The organism is Microcystis sp. M049S2, from assembly GCF_020245625.1.
In the GTDB taxonomy this organism is placed as follows: domain Bacteria; phylum Cyanobacteriota; class Cyanobacteriia; order Cyanobacteriales; family Microcystaceae; genus Microcystis; species Microcystis ichthyoblabe_A.
In genome coordinates this window covers 1-16,123 of the sequence record NZ_JADBUN010000170.1, presented here as the reverse complement: position 1 = coordinate 16,123, position 16,123 = coordinate 1, and the positions used below count along the sequence as shown (strand labels likewise).

The following is a 16,123-nucleotide window of genomic DNA, read 5'->3' as shown; positions in this document are numbered from 1 at the left end:
AGGTTGGCAGCCGTCGGTGACGTTCGAGGGACTGGTAAAATTAATGGTAGATGCGGATTTAGCGGCTTTGGGGATTAATCTTAATAACGGTGGTGATAGCCAACAGTTATTAAAAGATTTGGCTTATCTTCGCAATCGTTCCTTAATTGCCGTCGATTAATAAAGTCAGGTGGGTTAGGGAAGGGCAACCCACCCCCGCCTTGATCCATCGCCATTTTTACCTGACTTTTAGGAGTAAATTGGGTCTTTTTCCAGCAAACCTAGCAATTTTTGCATTTTAATCCAAGCCCTTCTCATTTGCCAGAATTTACTTTTTTCCATTGCGGCTATTTTGCTGTCAGCTTCTCGATAATCCAATTGGGTTTTTTGTAATTCTTGTTGCAATTCTTGTTCATGAATTTCTAATTGTTTAATTCGTTCTCTAGCCTGTTCCAACTGAGCGAATATATCGACTTTTAAGGTGACTAAAGCAGCAAAAATGGCTTGGATATTTTGGGAGTAAAGTTGGGGATGATTATAAAAAAGTTGGGTGTAGGAATAAATATAGTGTTCTGCTGTCATTGAGCGACTCATAGAATCAGCTTTTTGCCGATAGAAAAATAACACTTCTGGGATACGATAGACTTCTCGACCTAATTCGATCAAAGATAACCAAAAATCGTGATCTTCCCAACCATAAATTAAATTGGTATTATAGCCGCCCACAGTTTCCCAATCGGATTTCCGAAACAAACCAGAGCAAAATATCATATTATCTACTAATATATCGGGAAATTTATACTCAGGCAGCGGCCAAGTTCCTTGTCTATCCCCAAAATACTCGGCTTCGCAATAAACTATACCTAATTGCTCATTACCTTCTAGCAAAGTAACCGCTTTTTCTAGATAGGAATCGGCAATTTTATCATCGGCATCAAGAGGAAGAATATAGGTTCCTTGCCCTTGGGCAATTCCTAGATTTCTGGCCGTGGCAACCCCTTGATTTTCTGTGCGGATGATCTGGGTTTTTGGCTGTTGATAATCTTGTAAAATCTCGATGGTTTCCGGTTCTGTGGATCCATCATCAATGACAAGGATTTCAAAGTTTTGGTATGTTTGCACTAAAACAGATGCGATCGCATCATCAAGATAGCGACCTTGATTATAGCAAGGAATAATCACGGAAACTTGAGGAGCATGACTCATTGGGGGTAATTCTCTCCTACTTGAGCAAAAACTAGCTTATCAATAGCTTATCCCAAAAGTTCCCCTTTCTCGTTTTTCTACTTAAAGGAAGTGTTGATATCCCCACTAGCAATTTCGGGATAGTAGGACATATTCTGGATAAATTCTTAAATTATTCTGATTGCTGGACAAAATCACCCAATTGGGTGATCCCCGTGAGGGAAGCATCTCTTTTTAATAGAGGGTAAGTTATTCAATAATCCGATTATCACTACCAATGATCCTTAATCATGGAAGCTCATCAACAAAAACAACTCCGCACTTTCCTCTTGGAAAAATTAGCAATTTCCCCTCGTTCCCTCGATATGGCTGTGCGTCTCTGTGAAGCATCGGTGGGTTCTTTACCGATGGTTTTATGGCAGTACGGTTTAATCGATTTGTCGCAATTGAATCAAGTTTTTGACTGGATGGAAACTGTATAATTAATAATTATTTTCCAAGAATAGGTTCATTAATTATCATTTTTATTAAGAGAGCAGCAAGTTACTGCAATTTATTCAGTTTTATTTAATTTTATACCCCTTGCTTGCCTTTTTGCTTGTCATGATAGTAAGGTAAGCTGTTCGTAATTTAAATTGCTTGTTGAGACGAGGCAAGAGGCAACAGTAAACGGATTGGGGGAGGTTCGGCTAATTTAAGAATAAGCGGTTTAAATGCGTCTTAGCTTAGAAACAAACTTAATCGGGCATAGGTTCTTGAGTTAGGCATCGACTATATGGAACTCTTTGAGGGCAGGATAGAAGTTGAGATTTTCGTGACTGGGACGACTGAGTTTAATCAGGGCAAAACGTTGGAATGGATGCAATTTTTTCCATTGTTCTAAACTAATTTCAATCTGTAATTCTCTAGCTTTTTCTAGGACTGTATCAGGAATCTGGCTATCATCTAGCCAAGCGGGATGGGTATCTATTGCTAGTTCTCCTGCGGGATTGCCAGTTTTTTCCGTGATTAATTTTTGCAGAAAATCTCGATAGATTTTGGCTTCTGCTGCCGTCGTACAAGCCATATTAACTAATACCATTCTTTCTGGTTGAGTTAATTGCATCCAATGGGATAATTTTAATTTAACTCCACAGGTATCTAGTTTCATTCTCACGGCCATCGGTATACAACGTAAGGAGTCAACAAATTCGGATTCAAAGTCAAAAAAGGTGGTCATATCATTTTATTGGTTTGCTGAGTATAAATCTATGATACAGTGCCGCGGGATAATTGCTGGGCAAATGGTATTTTATTGAATAAAATTGGCTCGATATTGATGACTAGAAACGAGAATGTTCTCTAGTTCCTGCCATTTTTCTCCTGCAATATGGTCAATAATTTGATCAAGATTTTGCCGATAATTTGTCAAGGATATCAATAAAGCTTGACGATTGTATTTAGCCATCATTAAACCTAATTCGGGATTGCCAGCACCGACGCGACTGGTATCGCGAAAACCAGAACTAGCTAAATTTTCTGCTAATTTGCGAATATTCGGGTCTTGTTCTTTCCCACAAGCTTGGATTAAACTGGTACTAATCATTACTGGAAGATGGGAAATCCAAGCCACGGCTCGATCGTGTTCTTCGGGGGAGGAATAATAAATTTGACAGCCTAATTTTTGTACTATTTCGGTTAAGATTTCCACGGCAAAATAAGGAGTAGATTCAAGGGGAGTAATCACATAAGGGGTATTGACAAATAAACCCAATTGTGCTGCATTAATTCCCTGTTCGGTTTTCCCGGCCATAGGATGACTACCGACAAAATTCGGCCACAATTGACTACAATTGGCCACGATTGCCCCTTTAACCGATCCCACATCGGTGACAATTGCCTGTTTTTTTAAATAGGGAGTTAATTTTTCCAAAGTTGGCACAATTAAATGTATGGGAGTACAAATAAAGATTAAATCGGCAGTAGCCAATAATTCTAAACTGGTGCTAGATTCATCTACCACTCCTTTTTTTACAGCGATATCACAGGTGGATTGTTGACGGGAAACTCCCAAAACCTTATAACCTTGTGAGCGGAAATCTAACCCCAAGGAACCACCAATTAAACCCAGTCCAATAATGCCAATATTCATTAGTTTTACTCAAAGATAATTTCGTCTTCTACTCGCCAAGCAGGATCGACAATGCACAAGAAAACTAAGGTTTCCTCCCCACAATTATGAATATATTGTTTAGCGAGAGGAGGTATATAAATAGCAGCACCGACAGTCACTAATTGTACTTCCTCATCGATGTGCATTTCCCCTTGTCCTTGCAGAATATAATAAACTTCCGCAGTTTTTAAAGCGTGGGGAGTAGAAGTTTCCCCCACATCTACCCATGCGTGGGCTAAACTATAACGTAGATTTAACGGCTGTTTATCGGGATGCAATAACTCGCGCAATCGGGTATGATCACCAGCGATGAATTCCTCACATTCGATCAGTTTTCTGATTAACATAGTAAAATTAAACCTCAAAGATTGTTTTTATTTTATCATTGAGTGAAAAGCTAAAGACTAATAGCCGTTATCATAGAAATATTCAGCATCGCCAGAATTAACGAATGACTTGGTTAGAACATAGTGTACAGGTAGAAGTGGACGCGCCGATCGATCTGGTTTGGGAACTCTGGTCAGATTTAGAACAAATGCCCCACTGGATGAAATGGATCGAATCGGTGAAAATTCTCGAGGAGGAGCCAGAACTTTCCCGTTGGAAGTTAGCCAGTGGTGGTCTAGAATTTACTTGGTTGTCACGGATAATGAAAATTGTCCCCCATCAGATGATTCAATGGGAATCCGTGGACGGGTTGCCTAACCGCGGGGCGATTCGTTTTTATGACCGTCATGGTAAGAGTATTGTGCGACTCACAGCATCCTATGCTATACCTGGTTGGTTGGGAAAATTGATGGATAATCTTTTCCTCGGTCGAGTGGTGGAATCGACCCTGCAAGCTGATCTAGAGCGTTTTCGCCTTTATGCGCTTAATATTGTCAATAATACGCCGCCAAGGTGAGGTAATCATCGGCAGTTAGGGAATTTATTTTTTGTCCGATGGCTCTAGTCAGTCACCGACTAGGTACAAGAACTTTAGTCCATTTTAATCGGCTGCATCTCATATTTATGGCTCTCTCATATTTGTAGTGATCAGCAGAAGTTATTAAAAGAGGGCGAATGCAATGCGCCCCTACCATAATATTATGGTAGGGGCGCATCGTGGTCAGTGAGTTTATTGAGATGCACCCTTTTTAACGGACTTTTCGTCTTGGCTATGAAATTGCTGACGACCGACTCCTAAAAACGAAAACTTGCTAAGAATATCCCGATCCAATTCCGCTATCATGGTTGAGGTATTTCTACTCGATTTTATAGAGATAGGCTTCTGGGGTTTCCAGAAGGGGAGTCATCGGGCGATCGAGGGGAGGGGTTTTGACGAGGGTAAAAATTGGAAATAAATCGTTCATTTGGATAGCCATTTTAAATTTCGGCTGTATATAATAACTACCCGATGGGCAGGCATTGGTGATCTTTAGCTCTCTTTTGGTCATAAAGGTATCGATATAATCGTACTGACCGCGCTCTTTTCTTTTGCGTTTCTTGGCTGGATCACAAAGGGTTGAACCGACCGGAATTTGATTGATAATTGCCACTGTATCGGCCACGGATAGGAGTCTTTCGGAACCGTATTTACTAGCAAGATAACGTTGATTGAAATAGAGATTAGTTGCGATAGAATAGCCGATGATAATTGCTAGAACTAGAGCGAGTATCCTGTGGAAAGTCTTAGTCAAGTTTAGATAGGCCAGACTAGCGATCGCCAGAAGTATAGGAGCAAACCAGAGTAAGATTTTACGATGGGAATAAAAATGCTGATCAGGATAATTAGAGGAAGCGTAGATAAAAATTATCCAAGTAATCGCAAAAAAGCCGATCAGTGTTTTATTACCTCGATATTTTTTGATGACTATGTATAGAGAAATGCCGAAAAAAAAATAGCCGAAACTACGACATTGAAAACCGATATATTTTCATTCAAAAAAACACTTGATTACCTAGATAAACCGTTTCCCAAATCGCTTTAAATAGACGAGTGAACAGATTGCTCGATGGTTCAGCGCTTGCCCCCTTCTCCGTGAGCGCTCTCAGCAGTCCTTTCGTATTTGCAAATCTCCCAACTATCTCACTGTGCCAATACATAACCAAGGCGAGATTTGCAGAGAGAATCGATAGAAAAGGCAAAAGACATTTAATATTATTCTTGCGATTTCGATAAACAAACCATAGACAGGCAATAACAGAAGTCGCTGGGATAATTAACATCGTGGTGGTGTGTAAACTCACCAATATAGCGACAGTAATCCCGAAGAATATCCAAGCTATAGCCTGATAGAGCAGCGGCTTACTCGTTTCCATCTGGAACCGATAGAGTAAAGCAAAAACGAGCAGGAAAAAGGGTATTGGGCTAGGGTTCCAGGAAAAATTATTAATAAAATAATCGGCATAAATCGTGCTATACCAAAATCCTGCCAAACTGGACAGGAGAAGACGTTTATCTTTTTCTACATTTTCCAAAAGTTGATAAACAAAGTAGATTAAGAGGGGAATCGATAGAAAAGAAAATAGGCCATTGGTAAGGACTTGAAATTCGGGAGCGGTACCGAAAATTATCAGAGGAAACCCTAAATAAATATAGAGGGGGGGAATTGCGAATCCATATCTTCCCCCCCCCTGCGAGTCCCAATTGAGGAAAGTTTCCCTTCCACATATCCATCCAAAGATAACCAAAGGTAATCTGATCGGGATCGGGTCCGATATCGAAGGTAACGTATTCAAAAATACTGACAATCCTGGTGAAAAAGGCAAAGGCAATCGCTAGGATTCCTAAAATCAGTGCCGTTCCTCGGACTTTATTGATTGATTTCCCCATGGGTGTCGGTATTTTTATCCTAAAATTTTCTGGTAGCTTCGTGACTGTGTCCCCGAATGTTTATCTTCGCAGGGTAGCGCGAATTTCTAGCCCTACCCGGTAGCAATTATAGCGTTAAAGATGAAGTATAACCTGATTTGGCATCACCGGCCGACGACCGACTCCCCAAAAGGAAAACCTCGTACCTCACCATTAAGATAACTGCCAGAAGATTTAAGAGCCTGTTTAGCAATAAACTAGGTACACTCGCTCAACAAAAATTTCTTTAGACAAATCTTGGACAAGATCGGGAACCCCGTGTTAAACTGCCTCGATAAGATGATGTCACTCTCAAAGCTCTTCACTATATAATCTAATGGTAATACAATCGGTCAGTTTAACAGTTAAGGACTATGAGTCTAACATTCCCGTTGCCATCTTGTGTGGTGGCAAAGGAACCCGACTGCGGGAAGAAACCGAATTTCGACCTAAGCCGATGATTGCCATCGGAAATCGACCGATTATTTGGCATATCATGAAAACTTATGCCCAATATGGGTTAACTGACTTTATGCTCTGTCTAGGGTATAAAGGGGAAATAATCCGGGACTATTTCTTTAACTATGATTGGAATCAAAGTGATGTCCTCTTAGAGTTAGGCAATAAAAAAGTGACCAAACTCGATAGTGGACACCAGGAGGAAGACTGGCGTATTTGGTTAATTGATACGGGACAGGAAACCATGACGGGAGGCCGTCTTAAACGTCTTACATCTTATATAGATCAAAGTGGCAGCGATCTCTTTTTGGCCACCTATGGGGATGGGGTTTGTGATGTGAATATTGCGGATCTGTTGGATTTCCACTACTCCCATGGCAAATTAGCCACGATGACGGCGGTTCGTCCTTCTTCTCGCTTTGGCGAGTTAATCATTGAGGGTAATTTAGTCGCTCAGTTCCAAGAAAAGCCCCAAACGGCTGAAGGATGGATTAATGGGGGGTATTTTGTCTTAAATCGCAAGGTTTTGGATTTAATTGAGGGAGATTCGACGACTTTTGAAGCACAGCCCCTCAGAACCTTGGCTGCTTTGGGAGAACTCGCCGTCTATAAGCATGAAGGGTTTTGGCAGTGTATGGATACTTACCGAGAAATGGAAATGCTCAATCACCTTTATGACACTGGACAAGCTAGATGGAAAATATGGTAAAGAAAGCATTTTGGCCAGGCAAAAAGGTCTTTATTACTGGTCATACTGGCTTTAAGGGGTCTTGGCTGGCGTTTTGGTTACTCCATCTAGGAGCAGAGGTAAAAGGCCTCAGTTTAGCTTCCAATACCACCCCCGCCTTATTCGACCAATTAGACTTAGCTCAAAACCTGAGTCATCATATAGGAGATATTCGAGAGCCTGAGTTAGTGACTCGTTTAATCGCTTCATGGCAACCGGATGTAGTCTTTCATTTAGCGGCACAACCCTTGGTGCGGCTTTCTTATCTTGAGTCGGTGGAAACGTGGAACACAAATGTTATGGGGACTATTCACGTTTTAGAGGCCCTCAAAAGCCTGACTCATCCCTGTGCCGCCGTGTTTATTACTAGCGATAAGTGCTATGAGAATCGGGAATGGGTCTATGGTTATCGGGAAAATGACCCCTTGGGGGGTTACGATCCCTATAGTTCTAGCAAAGCTGGGGCGGAATTGGCGATCGCATCTTGGCGCAGTTCCTTCTTTAAAACCCCTCAAACCGCCATCGGCATTGCCAGCGCCAGGGCAGGAAATGTCATCGGTGGCGGAGATTGGTCCCTAGATCGGATTGTACCCGATGCAATGCGGGCCTTGATGAAGTACGAAGCGATTCCGGTGCGGAACCCTCTAGCGACTCGCCCTTGGCAGCACGTTTTAGAGCCTTTAGGGGGCTATTTACGGTTAGCTGAGTCTATTTATGAGCAGTTGATGACGGCTAATTGGCAGCAAGACAGCCGGGGGTTATATGGGGCGTTTAATTTCGGTCCGTCTCTGACTTCTAATCGCCCAGTTAAAGAGTTGGTCGAGTCTATCCTACAACTTTGGCCAGGGACTTGGCTCGATCAAAGTGATCCGAAGGCTGTTCATGAGGCTAAATTGCTTAATCTAGTCACAGATAAGGCTTTTCATACCCTAAAATGGCAACCAGTCTGGGATTTTCGGCAAACCCTCAAGGAAACCGTGACATGGTATTATCAAGCGGCTCAAATGGACTCTCAAGATAAGGCACAATTCCAGGAACTTACCCGCCAACAAATCGAATATTATCAAAGTTGTCTGAGCGATTAGCGAACTCAAGGCTGATAATAGTGCAAATTAAGTGATAATTAAGTTCAAATTTCTCCCCTGAAAGGAAATTAACCATGACTCAATCTATTTCTCCCCCCAATACAAATACTGAAACAGAACTGCGAGAGCAAGTTTTTCAAGCCGTACAAGAATATTATAAGCACAAATTTCAACCCCGGGCTTTTGTGGCGGGGCAGACCTATATTCCGGCATCGGGTAAGGTATTTGATGAGCAAGAATTAGTCAAATTAGTTGATTCTTCCCTAGATTTCTGGTTAACGACGGGCAGATATGCGGCGGAATTTGAGGAACGTTTTGCCCAGTGGATGGGGGTAAAACATTGTTTATTGGTCAATTCTGGCTCTTCGGCCAATTTAGTGGCTTTAAGTGCCTTAACTTCCCCTAAACTGGGGGAAAAACAACTTAAACCGGGGGATGAAGTCATTACCGTCGCCGCAGGTTTCCCGACTACAGTTAACCCCATCTTTCAAAATCAGCTAATTCCGGTCTTTTTAGACGTTAAATTACCCGGTTATGACCTAGACATTGATCAACTGGAATCCGCCTTGTCAGAGAAGACTAAAGCGATTATGATCGCTCATACCCTGGGAAATCCCTTTAATTTAGAAGCGGTGATGGCTTTTGCCGAAAAACATGACCTCTGGGTAGTTGAGGATAACTGTGACGCGGTGGGAAGTCTCTATAAAGGGCAAAAAACCGGCACCTTTGGGCATTTAGCAACGGTTAGCTTTTATCCTGCCCATCACATGACTATGGGAGAAGGGGGCGCGGTTTTAACCAGTGATACCCGCTTGAAAAAGATTGTCGAGTCATTCCGTGACTGGGGGAGAGATTGTTGGTGTCCTCCGGGGGTAGATAATACCTGTAATAAGCGCTTCGGTTGGCAGTTAGGAGATTTACCCTTTGGCTATGACCATAAGTACACCTATTCTCATGTGGGTTATAACCTAAAGATGACCGATATGCAAGCCGCCGTCGGGGTAGCGCAACTGGATAAATTGCCCGGATTTATCAAAAAGCGCCGGGAAAATTTCGACTTTTTGTATCAAAAGTTACAGGAGCTTCAAGATGTTTTAATTCTGCCTGAAGCCAGCCCCGATTCTGAACCGAGTTGGTTCGGGTTTCCGATTTTTGTTAAGGAAAATGCGCCTTTTAGCCGCAATGATTTGGTTAAGCATTTGGAGGAAAAGCGCATCGGCACAAGGCTATTATTTGGAGGAAATTTATTGCGACAACCTCTTTATAAGGGGTTAAATTATCGAGTTATTGGGGATTTAAGTAATGCCGATAAAATCATGAGTAGTGTTTTTTGGCTGGGCATTTATCCCGGATTAACTGAGGAGATGTTAACCTATGTAGTCGAAACCCTGACAGCATTTTGTAGGGGTAAACAGTAGGAGATGTCAAAAACTATTTTATTGACGGGGGGTACAGGATTTTTAGGTAGTCATCTGGCTAAACGTCTTGTCTATGAGGGTTTTGACGTTATTATCATTAAGCGCTCAACCTCTAAATTGTCGCCCTTGGAATCTATTATCAACCAAGTTCGGTTCTACGGTCTCGACTCGATTGATATAGAGAAAATTTTTCAAGAAAATGTCATTGACATAATCATCCATTGTGCTACCAATTATGGTCGTTTTGCCGTTCCTCCTACAGATATTATCCAAGCGAACCTTTTTTTGCCTTTGACAATTCTGCAAATAGCAGAAAATTATCCAGTCAAAACATTCATTAACACTGATACCATTTTAGATAAAAGAGTGAGTTACTATTCCCTTTCTAAAAAACATTTTTTAGATTGGTTGTCCTTATTTTCTCAAAAAATGGTTTGTATTAGTGTTGCTCTAGAGCATTTTTATGGACCCTTTGATGATCGATCTAAATTTGTCTCAAAAATTATCTTGGATTTGCTGCATGAAGTAGATTTTATAGATCTGACATTAGGAGAACAGAAACGTGATTTTATTTATATTGATGATGTGGTAGAAGCCTTCATGACACTGGTTAACTTTAGTTTTGATGTTCCTAATAATTTATATCGCTATGAAATAGGTACAGGAAAGAACATTGAAATTCGAGAGTTTGTTCAAACGGTTAAAACGATGACAGGAAATAAAGTCACTCGACTTAATTTTGGTATGCTTCCTTATCGAGAAAATGAGATCATGGAATCCCATGTGGATATTTCAATGTTATCAAGATTAGGTTGGCAACCCCAAATTTCTCTAGTTGAAGGGTTAAAGTACACTATAGATCAGGAAAGGAGTAGTATTAATCGATGAAATATTTAATTACTGGTGGCTGTGGATTTTTAGGAAGCAACATTGCTGGACAAATATTAAAGAAAGGAGAAGAATTGCTTATTTTTGATAACTTGTATCGATCGGGTTCGGAACAAAATCTTAACTGGTTGCGAAGTCAGGGGCAATATCAATTTATCCATGCAGATATTCGCAACACAAATGATGTTGAGCGCGCTGTCAAAGAATTTAAACCTGATGTTATCTTTCATCTAGCAGGTCAGGTGGCGATGACGACTTCTATTGCTAATCCTCGCCTAGATTTTGAAATCAATGCCTTAGGAACTCTAAATATTCTAGAGTCTGTACGAAAGCACTGTCCTGATAGTGCGATAGTCTATTCGTCAACTAACAAAGTTTATGGAGACTTAGAACAATTTAGGTATCAAGAACTAGAAAAGCGCTATTTCTGCCCCGATTATCCTCAAGGATTTGATGAATCTGTACCCATTAATTTTCATTCACCCTATGGATGTTCTAAAGGGACAGGGGATCAGTATATGTTAGATTATGCTCGTATCTTCCATTTAAAAACCGTTGTTTTTCGTCACTCTTCTATTTATGGAGATCGTCAGTTTTCTACTTACGATCAAGGTTGGATTGGTTGGTTTTGCCAGAAAGCATTAGAAGCCAAAACTAACCCTAATGCTGAACCATTTACAATATCAGGGAATGGGAAACAGGTGAGGGATGTCTTATATGCTAGTGACGCAATTGCTTGTTATTTAGCAACTGTTGAACGTATTGATAGCATTAAGGGTGAAGTATTTAACATCGGCGGAGGGGTGGATAATAGTCTTTCGCTATTGGAATTGTTTGATATTTTAGAAGATTTAACAGGGGTGACACTGAATTATAAACAATTGCCTTTCCGGGAAAGTGATCAGCGAATTTTCATTGCTGATATTGGCAAAGCGGTAAGTAAATTGCAATGGCAACCCTGCGTCTCAAGTCGTCAGGGGGTTAGTAAAATGTTAGAATGGTTAAGTAAATGAGTTTGTTAATATTGTACCTAAATTTCAGCTATTTTATATGCAGGAGAATAAAGTATGAAAAAGCTTATTAGTGTTATGACTCCTTGTTATAATGAAGAGGATAACATTGAGGATTTGTACTCTCAAGTTAAGACAATTTTTGAAAATCAATTATCTGGTTATGACTACGAACACGTTTTTATTGATAACTGTTCCAAAGACCGAACAGTAGAGATATTAAAAATGCTGGCTCGAAAAGACCCCAAAGTAAAAATTATCGTCAATGCCAGAAATTTTGGCTTTGTTCGCTCCTCCTATTACGGACTCATTCAACCGGATGGAGATGCCGTGATTTTTCTGATGGCTGACCTACAAGATCCACCCTCTTTAATCATTGATTTCGTTACCAAATGGGAAGAAGGATATAAAGTTGTTCAAGGGGTGAGAAAAAAGAGTAGGGAATCATTTGTGCTTTTTAAGGTCAAAAAACTTTATTACTACGTTCTCAGTAGAATCTCTGATGTAGAATTGACCAGAGATACAACTGGATTTGGACTGTATGATAAGTATGTGATTCAGAGTTTACGAAAAATTGATGACCCTTACCCTTATTTTAAAGGTTTAATTTCGGAATTGGGTTTCGAGATCGCTGAGGTTGAGTATGTCAGTGCAGCGAGAAAGAAAGGGGTTAGCAGCGCAAACTTCTTTATGCTCTATGATTTTGCTTTGCTTGGCATTACCAGTCATTCTAGGGTTCCTATAAGAGTGGCAACTATGTCAGGCTTTATTATGGGCATATTAAGTCTATTTGTGGCTATTGTTTATTTGGTTGCCAAACTAATCAATCCCAATTTTTTACCTATAGGAATTGCCTCTTTGCACGTTAGCTTGTTTTTCTTTTCTTCTGTACAACTTTTCTTTATTGGCATTATAGGTGAATATATTGGACTAATACATTTAAGGTCTTTAAAGAGACCTCTGGTTGTAGAGAGAGAACGGGTGAATTTTGATTAAGATTTACCTAGCGATGTTCTTTAATCTAAATTGTAAAAGACAATAAATAAAGAGGACAATAAAATGTATCAAATGAATAAAACTGCAATTGATCAATGGCTTAAAGGAGTAGGGGCGTTCCTACTTATTTTTATTGATGTAAATTATCTTCTTACCACAAGATTTGAGAACTTGAAGGGAAATGAAAGTTATGAAGCAATGTGGTATCTATTGGTTTTAACTTCAATTGTTGTTTTACCTATATTCTTAGGTAAAGTTTTGAACTATTCAAGTTCTATTTTATCAAAAATCATCAATAATTGGCAAGTCACAAATCAAAGTCACAATCTTGAGTTTTTATTTTCGTGGGGACTTGGTCTTGTTTTCAACACGATAGCAATTCAAAAACTCTTTGGCCAAGAAACTGCTGAAAGTCTCAGATTCTATATGGAACATGAGATGTCATACAATTGGCGTGAACTAACAACCTATTTATCAAGCTTGAATTTTTTGGTGCTAATTCCAGTTGCATTAATTTTAACAGTTATTTTCTTTTTTCTATTACATTCATTTTCCCTTCGTAAATTTTTGAGAACATTATTGATTGAGAATATAGTTTTTATTGGAGTTTTAGTGACGGTGACATCAGTTGCTTGGAGTCTGGTTTATACTGATCCATCGAACTACCATTTTAATGTGGTTCTCTTCCCATTAGCTGCCATTAATGGTGATTCCCCTTTTATTCCCCTTGTTGACGATGGATTTAAAAGTTTATATGGTGGATATTATCTTTGGCTTGGCCTACTATCACGATTAATGGGAAATAGTCTATTGTCTATTAAAATTGTTGTATGTAGTTTGATTGCTCTTCAGATTATTCTTTACTATTTAATAGCTAAGGCTATCTGCAAAAATCCGTTGATCAGAATTTTGTTATTTATTAGCTGCCTATTTTGGAGTTATTTTTATGGGAAGGTAGTAGGCCAAGATTTATACTTTCAATATTTTCCTTTAAGAACTTTATTTCCTTGTCTTTTGCTGGTTACTTTGTTGTATATATCTGAAAAAAAGTTTTTTGATAAAGTTACTTTTTCTATGGGATTTTTAATAATTAACTTACGAGATTTGCTCCTAGATTTTCTAGTGGCAATGGCTCTATTAAGTAATCTTGATTCTGGTGTATCTGTCTTAATTATGTATTTTTTTATCTACATTTGGAATGAGTTTAAAGTAGATAGTTTTAGCGCAAAAAACATGATTAAAAAATTAATAGGATTTAGTATAAATTTTTTAATCATCATTCTCGTAATTATTTTTGGCTTTAGAATTATTGCTGGAGAATTTATCAATTTTTATAATTACACCAGTTCTATTCTTAAATTTGGCTCTGGCTTTCTAGGTTTGCCTTTTCCAGATAATATATGGATGATATTTATGGTTGTTTACGGTTTTAACATCATACAATCTTTTCAGAGTCCCATTGAGGATAAAAACGCTAAGTATCGTTTTGTCATTGCCATCTGGGGAATAGTTAGCCTCTTGTATTTTGTCAATAGAAGTCATCCTTGGAATTTGATATCTGTATCACTTCCCTTCTTTCTTTCCTATGGTTGCTTGATTGATTATGCCTTTAGTTCTTATCGGAAAAAAATGTCTGAATCTGACCCAGAATTGATGGAGAATAAAATGGAATTTAGGGAATTTTTGCCAATCCTATTGCCCAATTCTTTTGATTTATTAAGACTCTCCCTGATCAGTGTATTAATCATGCCCTTTATTATTATGTCCCTAATCGCTTGTGTAGAATTTATCCCCGCAACGATATCAAATTTTCAAAGCCCTAAAAGCTATTCGCAAATGTCTGCTTTAGCCAGCTTGTCTGAGAGAGTAGATACATTAGAAAAGCAATTAAACCGACCATCAATTCTCCTTTCAGGTTTATTTGAATCCTATTATTATCTTCACAAAAACAGAAAAGTATTGTTCTATCCCGAGATAGCTTCTATTTTCCCTGGAGACAATTCTTTTCAGCCCCGTTTTATTGATGCTCTCAATAAATTTAATCCAATTGTCACCCTATGTCCCATAAATGTACCTTTCATAAAAGAAAATCTTTATGCCACTTTTTTACAATTACTCTATGAGAATAATTACAAACTTGTAGAGTCAGGGAAAAACATAGATGACCCTATCCTGAGAAATTGTAATATTTACATAAAAGATTAGAACTGTAATAAAGTGAGAGAATCTTGACAAAATCATATAACCTAAAACGAGCCGAGTGCTTGGCAGCACAATTGCGATCACAATTGTGTTGACATTGACAATGGTTTATGATAAGAAAGTAGCACCAGTTGTTCACCCCAACTAATCCAATGGCTCAAGAAACCCTCCTAATTGCAGCTAACCCACCAGGGATCAAGCTACCACCGACCCAAGATGAACTAACTTCTGATGATGGTATTCCCATGGAAACCCAGCGACACGGACTGCAAATGCAGTTATTAGTTAGACCTCTCTCCTGGTGGTTAAAAACCCAGGGACGGGAAGCGTTTGTCGGAGGCAATATGTTTGTTTACTTTAGCCCCAATCAAGTGCGTAACGAGGATTATCGCGGGCCCGATGTATTTGTAGTTGTGGACGTGCCTCGAAAAGAACGGAAAAGCTGGGTCGTCTGGGAAGAAGAAAAAGCTCCTGATGTGGTGATTGAGTTGCTCTCTGAAAGTACAGCGCAAAAAGATAAAGAAGAGAAAAAGCTCATCTATCAGAATCGTTTGCGGGTGACAGAATACTTTTGGTATGATCCCTTTGACCCAGAAGATTTAGCGGGACATCGCTTAGAAGGGGGTGTTTATAAATCTTTAAACCCAGATGCTCAAGGCAGGTTCAGCAGCAAAATATTAGGGCTGGTGTTAGTGCGGTGGCAGGGAATTTATGGGGATGAACAAGAGCCGATTACTTGGCTACGTTGGGCAACAGCAGAGGGGCAATTGCTCCCCACCATAGAGGAGTTGGCCGAGCAGGAAAAGCAACGGGCTGAACAGGAAAAGCAACGAGCCGAACGCTTGGCAGCAAAATTAAGAGCGCTAGGGGTTGAAGTTGATGATAGTGTATGAACTAATTGCAGGCATTGTCCACCTACAGGTCTATTTTATAATTAATTTAATGCACCTACTTAGTCGTGGACAGTTTATGAGAGCTTATTAAATATAGGAAGGACTGTTTACGACAATGACACCATCTACAATTAATTTGTTCAAAAAATCACCGCCAATCACCTGGGAAAAACTGCCAGATGATTTTATTCTACCTGACGAACCTGTGGACAACAACTTGCAACCCCTATTAGCAGCAGCTTTACGGGAATCCCTAGAATTAGCAGGACTAATTCTAGAATCGATGCTAATTGCCT

Annotated in this window: 16 protein-coding genes and 2 pseudogenes; 12 read left to right on the top strand and 6 right to left on the bottom strand. The window is 39.6% G+C overall.

The genetic code is table 11. From position 1 onward, the window contains the following. A pseudogene (locus IM496_RS15125) lies at positions 1–160 on the top strand (GDP-mannose 4,6-dehydratase); the annotation flags it as partial. Between the two features lie 68 nt (positions 161–228). Here the strand turns inward: IM496_RS15125 and IM496_RS15120 are convergent. Further along, positions 229–1,185 (bottom strand): glycosyltransferase, encoded by a 957-nt coding sequence (locus IM496_RS15120; RefSeq protein ID WP_194014825.1) that lies wholly within the window; start codon positions 1,183–1,185, stop codon positions 229–231. Between the two features lie 269 nt (positions 1,186–1,454). Between IM496_RS15120 and IM496_RS15115 the strand changes: the two genes are divergently transcribed. Beyond that, positions 1,455–1,646 (top strand): DUF2949 domain-containing protein, encoded by a 192-nt coding sequence (locus IM496_RS15115; RefSeq protein ID WP_002738067.1) that lies wholly within the window; start codon positions 1,455–1,457, stop codon positions 1,644–1,646. A gap of 278 nt (positions 1,647–1,924) precedes the next feature. Here the strand turns inward: IM496_RS15115 and IM496_RS15110 are convergent, their stop codons facing one another. The 3 genes from IM496_RS15110 to IM496_RS15100 form a co-directional block, all read right to left on the bottom strand. Further along, positions 1,925–2,383 carry a nitrate reductase associated protein gene (locus IM496_RS15110; protein WP_194014823.1) on the bottom strand — a complete coding sequence of 153 codons (459 nt, stop codon included), beginning with the start codon at positions 2,381–2,383 and terminating at the stop codon, positions 1,925–1,927. Between the two features lie 72 nt (positions 2,384–2,455). After that, positions 2,456–3,295 (bottom strand): prephenate/arogenate dehydrogenase, encoded by an 840-nt coding sequence (locus IM496_RS15105; RefSeq protein ID WP_287662418.1) that lies wholly within the window; start codon positions 3,293–3,295, stop codon positions 2,456–2,458. 5 nt (positions 3,296–3,300) lie between these two features. Further along, positions 3,301–3,663: a cupin domain-containing protein gene (locus tag IM496_RS15100; protein ID WP_104397113.1), complete on the bottom strand. Its 363-nt coding sequence runs from the start codon at positions 3,661–3,663 to the stop codon at positions 3,301–3,303. A 104-nt stretch (positions 3,664–3,767) separates the two neighbouring features. Here IM496_RS15100 and IM496_RS15095 point away from each other — a divergent pair, with 104 nt between their 5' ends. After that, complete coding sequence (locus IM496_RS15095) at positions 3,768–4,220, top strand: SRPBCC family protein (protein WP_104397114.1); 453 nt, start codon at positions 3,768–3,770, stop codon at positions 4,218–4,220. Between the two features lie 340 nt (positions 4,221–4,560). Here IM496_RS15095 and IM496_RS15090 read toward each other — a convergent pair whose 3' ends face one another. Both IM496_RS15090 and IM496_RS15085 read right to left on the bottom strand, forming a co-directional pair. After that, complete coding sequence (locus IM496_RS15090) at positions 4,561–4,995, bottom strand: hypothetical protein (RefSeq protein ID WP_287662417.1); 435 nt, start codon at positions 4,993–4,995, stop codon at positions 4,561–4,563. A gap of 241 nt (positions 4,996–5,236) precedes the next feature. Further along, positions 5,237–5,776, bottom strand: a complete 540-nt coding sequence (locus IM496_RS15085; protein ID WP_228009551.1) for a hypothetical protein — start codon at positions 5,774–5,776, stop codon at positions 5,237–5,239. A gap of 710 nt (positions 5,777–6,486) precedes the next feature. On the opposite strand from IM496_RS15085, the gene rfbF reads away from it, so the two are divergent. From rfbF to IM496_RS15040, 9 genes and pseudogenes are all read left to right on the top strand, one after another. Then, positions 6,487–7,317 carry a glucose-1-phosphate cytidylyltransferase gene (gene rfbF, locus IM496_RS15080; protein ID WP_228009550.1) on the top strand — a complete coding sequence of 277 codons (831 nt, stop codon included), beginning with the start codon at positions 6,487–6,489 and terminating at the stop codon, positions 7,315–7,317. Beyond that, entirely contained in the window at positions 7,302–8,420 is a 1,119-nt protein-coding gene (rfbG, locus tag IM496_RS15075) for a CDP-glucose 4,6-dehydratase (protein ID WP_194014819.1), read from the top strand. Before rfbF ends, rfbG begins: the two co-directional genes overlap by 16 nt. Before the next feature lie 74 nt (positions 8,421–8,494). Continuing rightward, positions 8,495–9,838: a lipopolysaccharide biosynthesis protein RfbH gene (gene rfbH, locus IM496_RS15070; RefSeq protein ID WP_194014817.1), complete on the top strand. Its 1,344-nt coding sequence runs from the start codon at positions 8,495–8,497 to the stop codon at positions 9,836–9,838. A gap of 3 nt (positions 9,839–9,841) precedes the next feature. After that, positions 9,842–10,726: an NAD-dependent epimerase/dehydratase family protein gene (locus IM496_RS15065; RefSeq protein ID WP_194014815.1), complete on the top strand. Its 885-nt coding sequence runs from the start codon at positions 9,842–9,844 to the stop codon at positions 10,724–10,726. After that, positions 10,723–11,739 (top strand): NAD-dependent epimerase/dehydratase family protein, encoded by a 1,017-nt coding sequence (locus tag IM496_RS15060; RefSeq protein WP_194014813.1) that lies wholly within the window; start codon positions 10,723–10,725, stop codon positions 11,737–11,739. The genes IM496_RS15065 and IM496_RS15060 overlap by 4 nt, the downstream gene beginning before the upstream one ends. A gap of 54 nt (positions 11,740–11,793) precedes the next feature. Next, positions 11,794–12,732, top strand: coding sequence for a glycosyltransferase family 2 protein (locus tag IM496_RS15055; RefSeq protein ID WP_194014811.1), 939 nt, complete (start codon positions 11,794–11,796; stop codon positions 12,730–12,732). Between the two features lie 63 nt (positions 12,733–12,795). Beyond that, positions 12,796–14,937, top strand: coding sequence for a hypothetical protein (locus IM496_RS15050; protein WP_287662414.1), 2,142 nt, complete (start codon positions 12,796–12,798; stop codon positions 14,935–14,937). Between the two features lie 149 nt (positions 14,938–15,086). Beyond that, positions 15,087–15,827, top strand: coding sequence for a Uma2 family endonuclease (locus tag IM496_RS15045; protein ID WP_194014809.1), 741 nt, complete (start codon positions 15,087–15,089; stop codon positions 15,825–15,827). A 115-nt stretch (positions 15,828–15,942) separates the two neighbouring features. Next, positions 15,943–16,123 (top strand): annotated as a pseudogene (locus IM496_RS15040) (hypothetical protein); the annotation flags it as partial.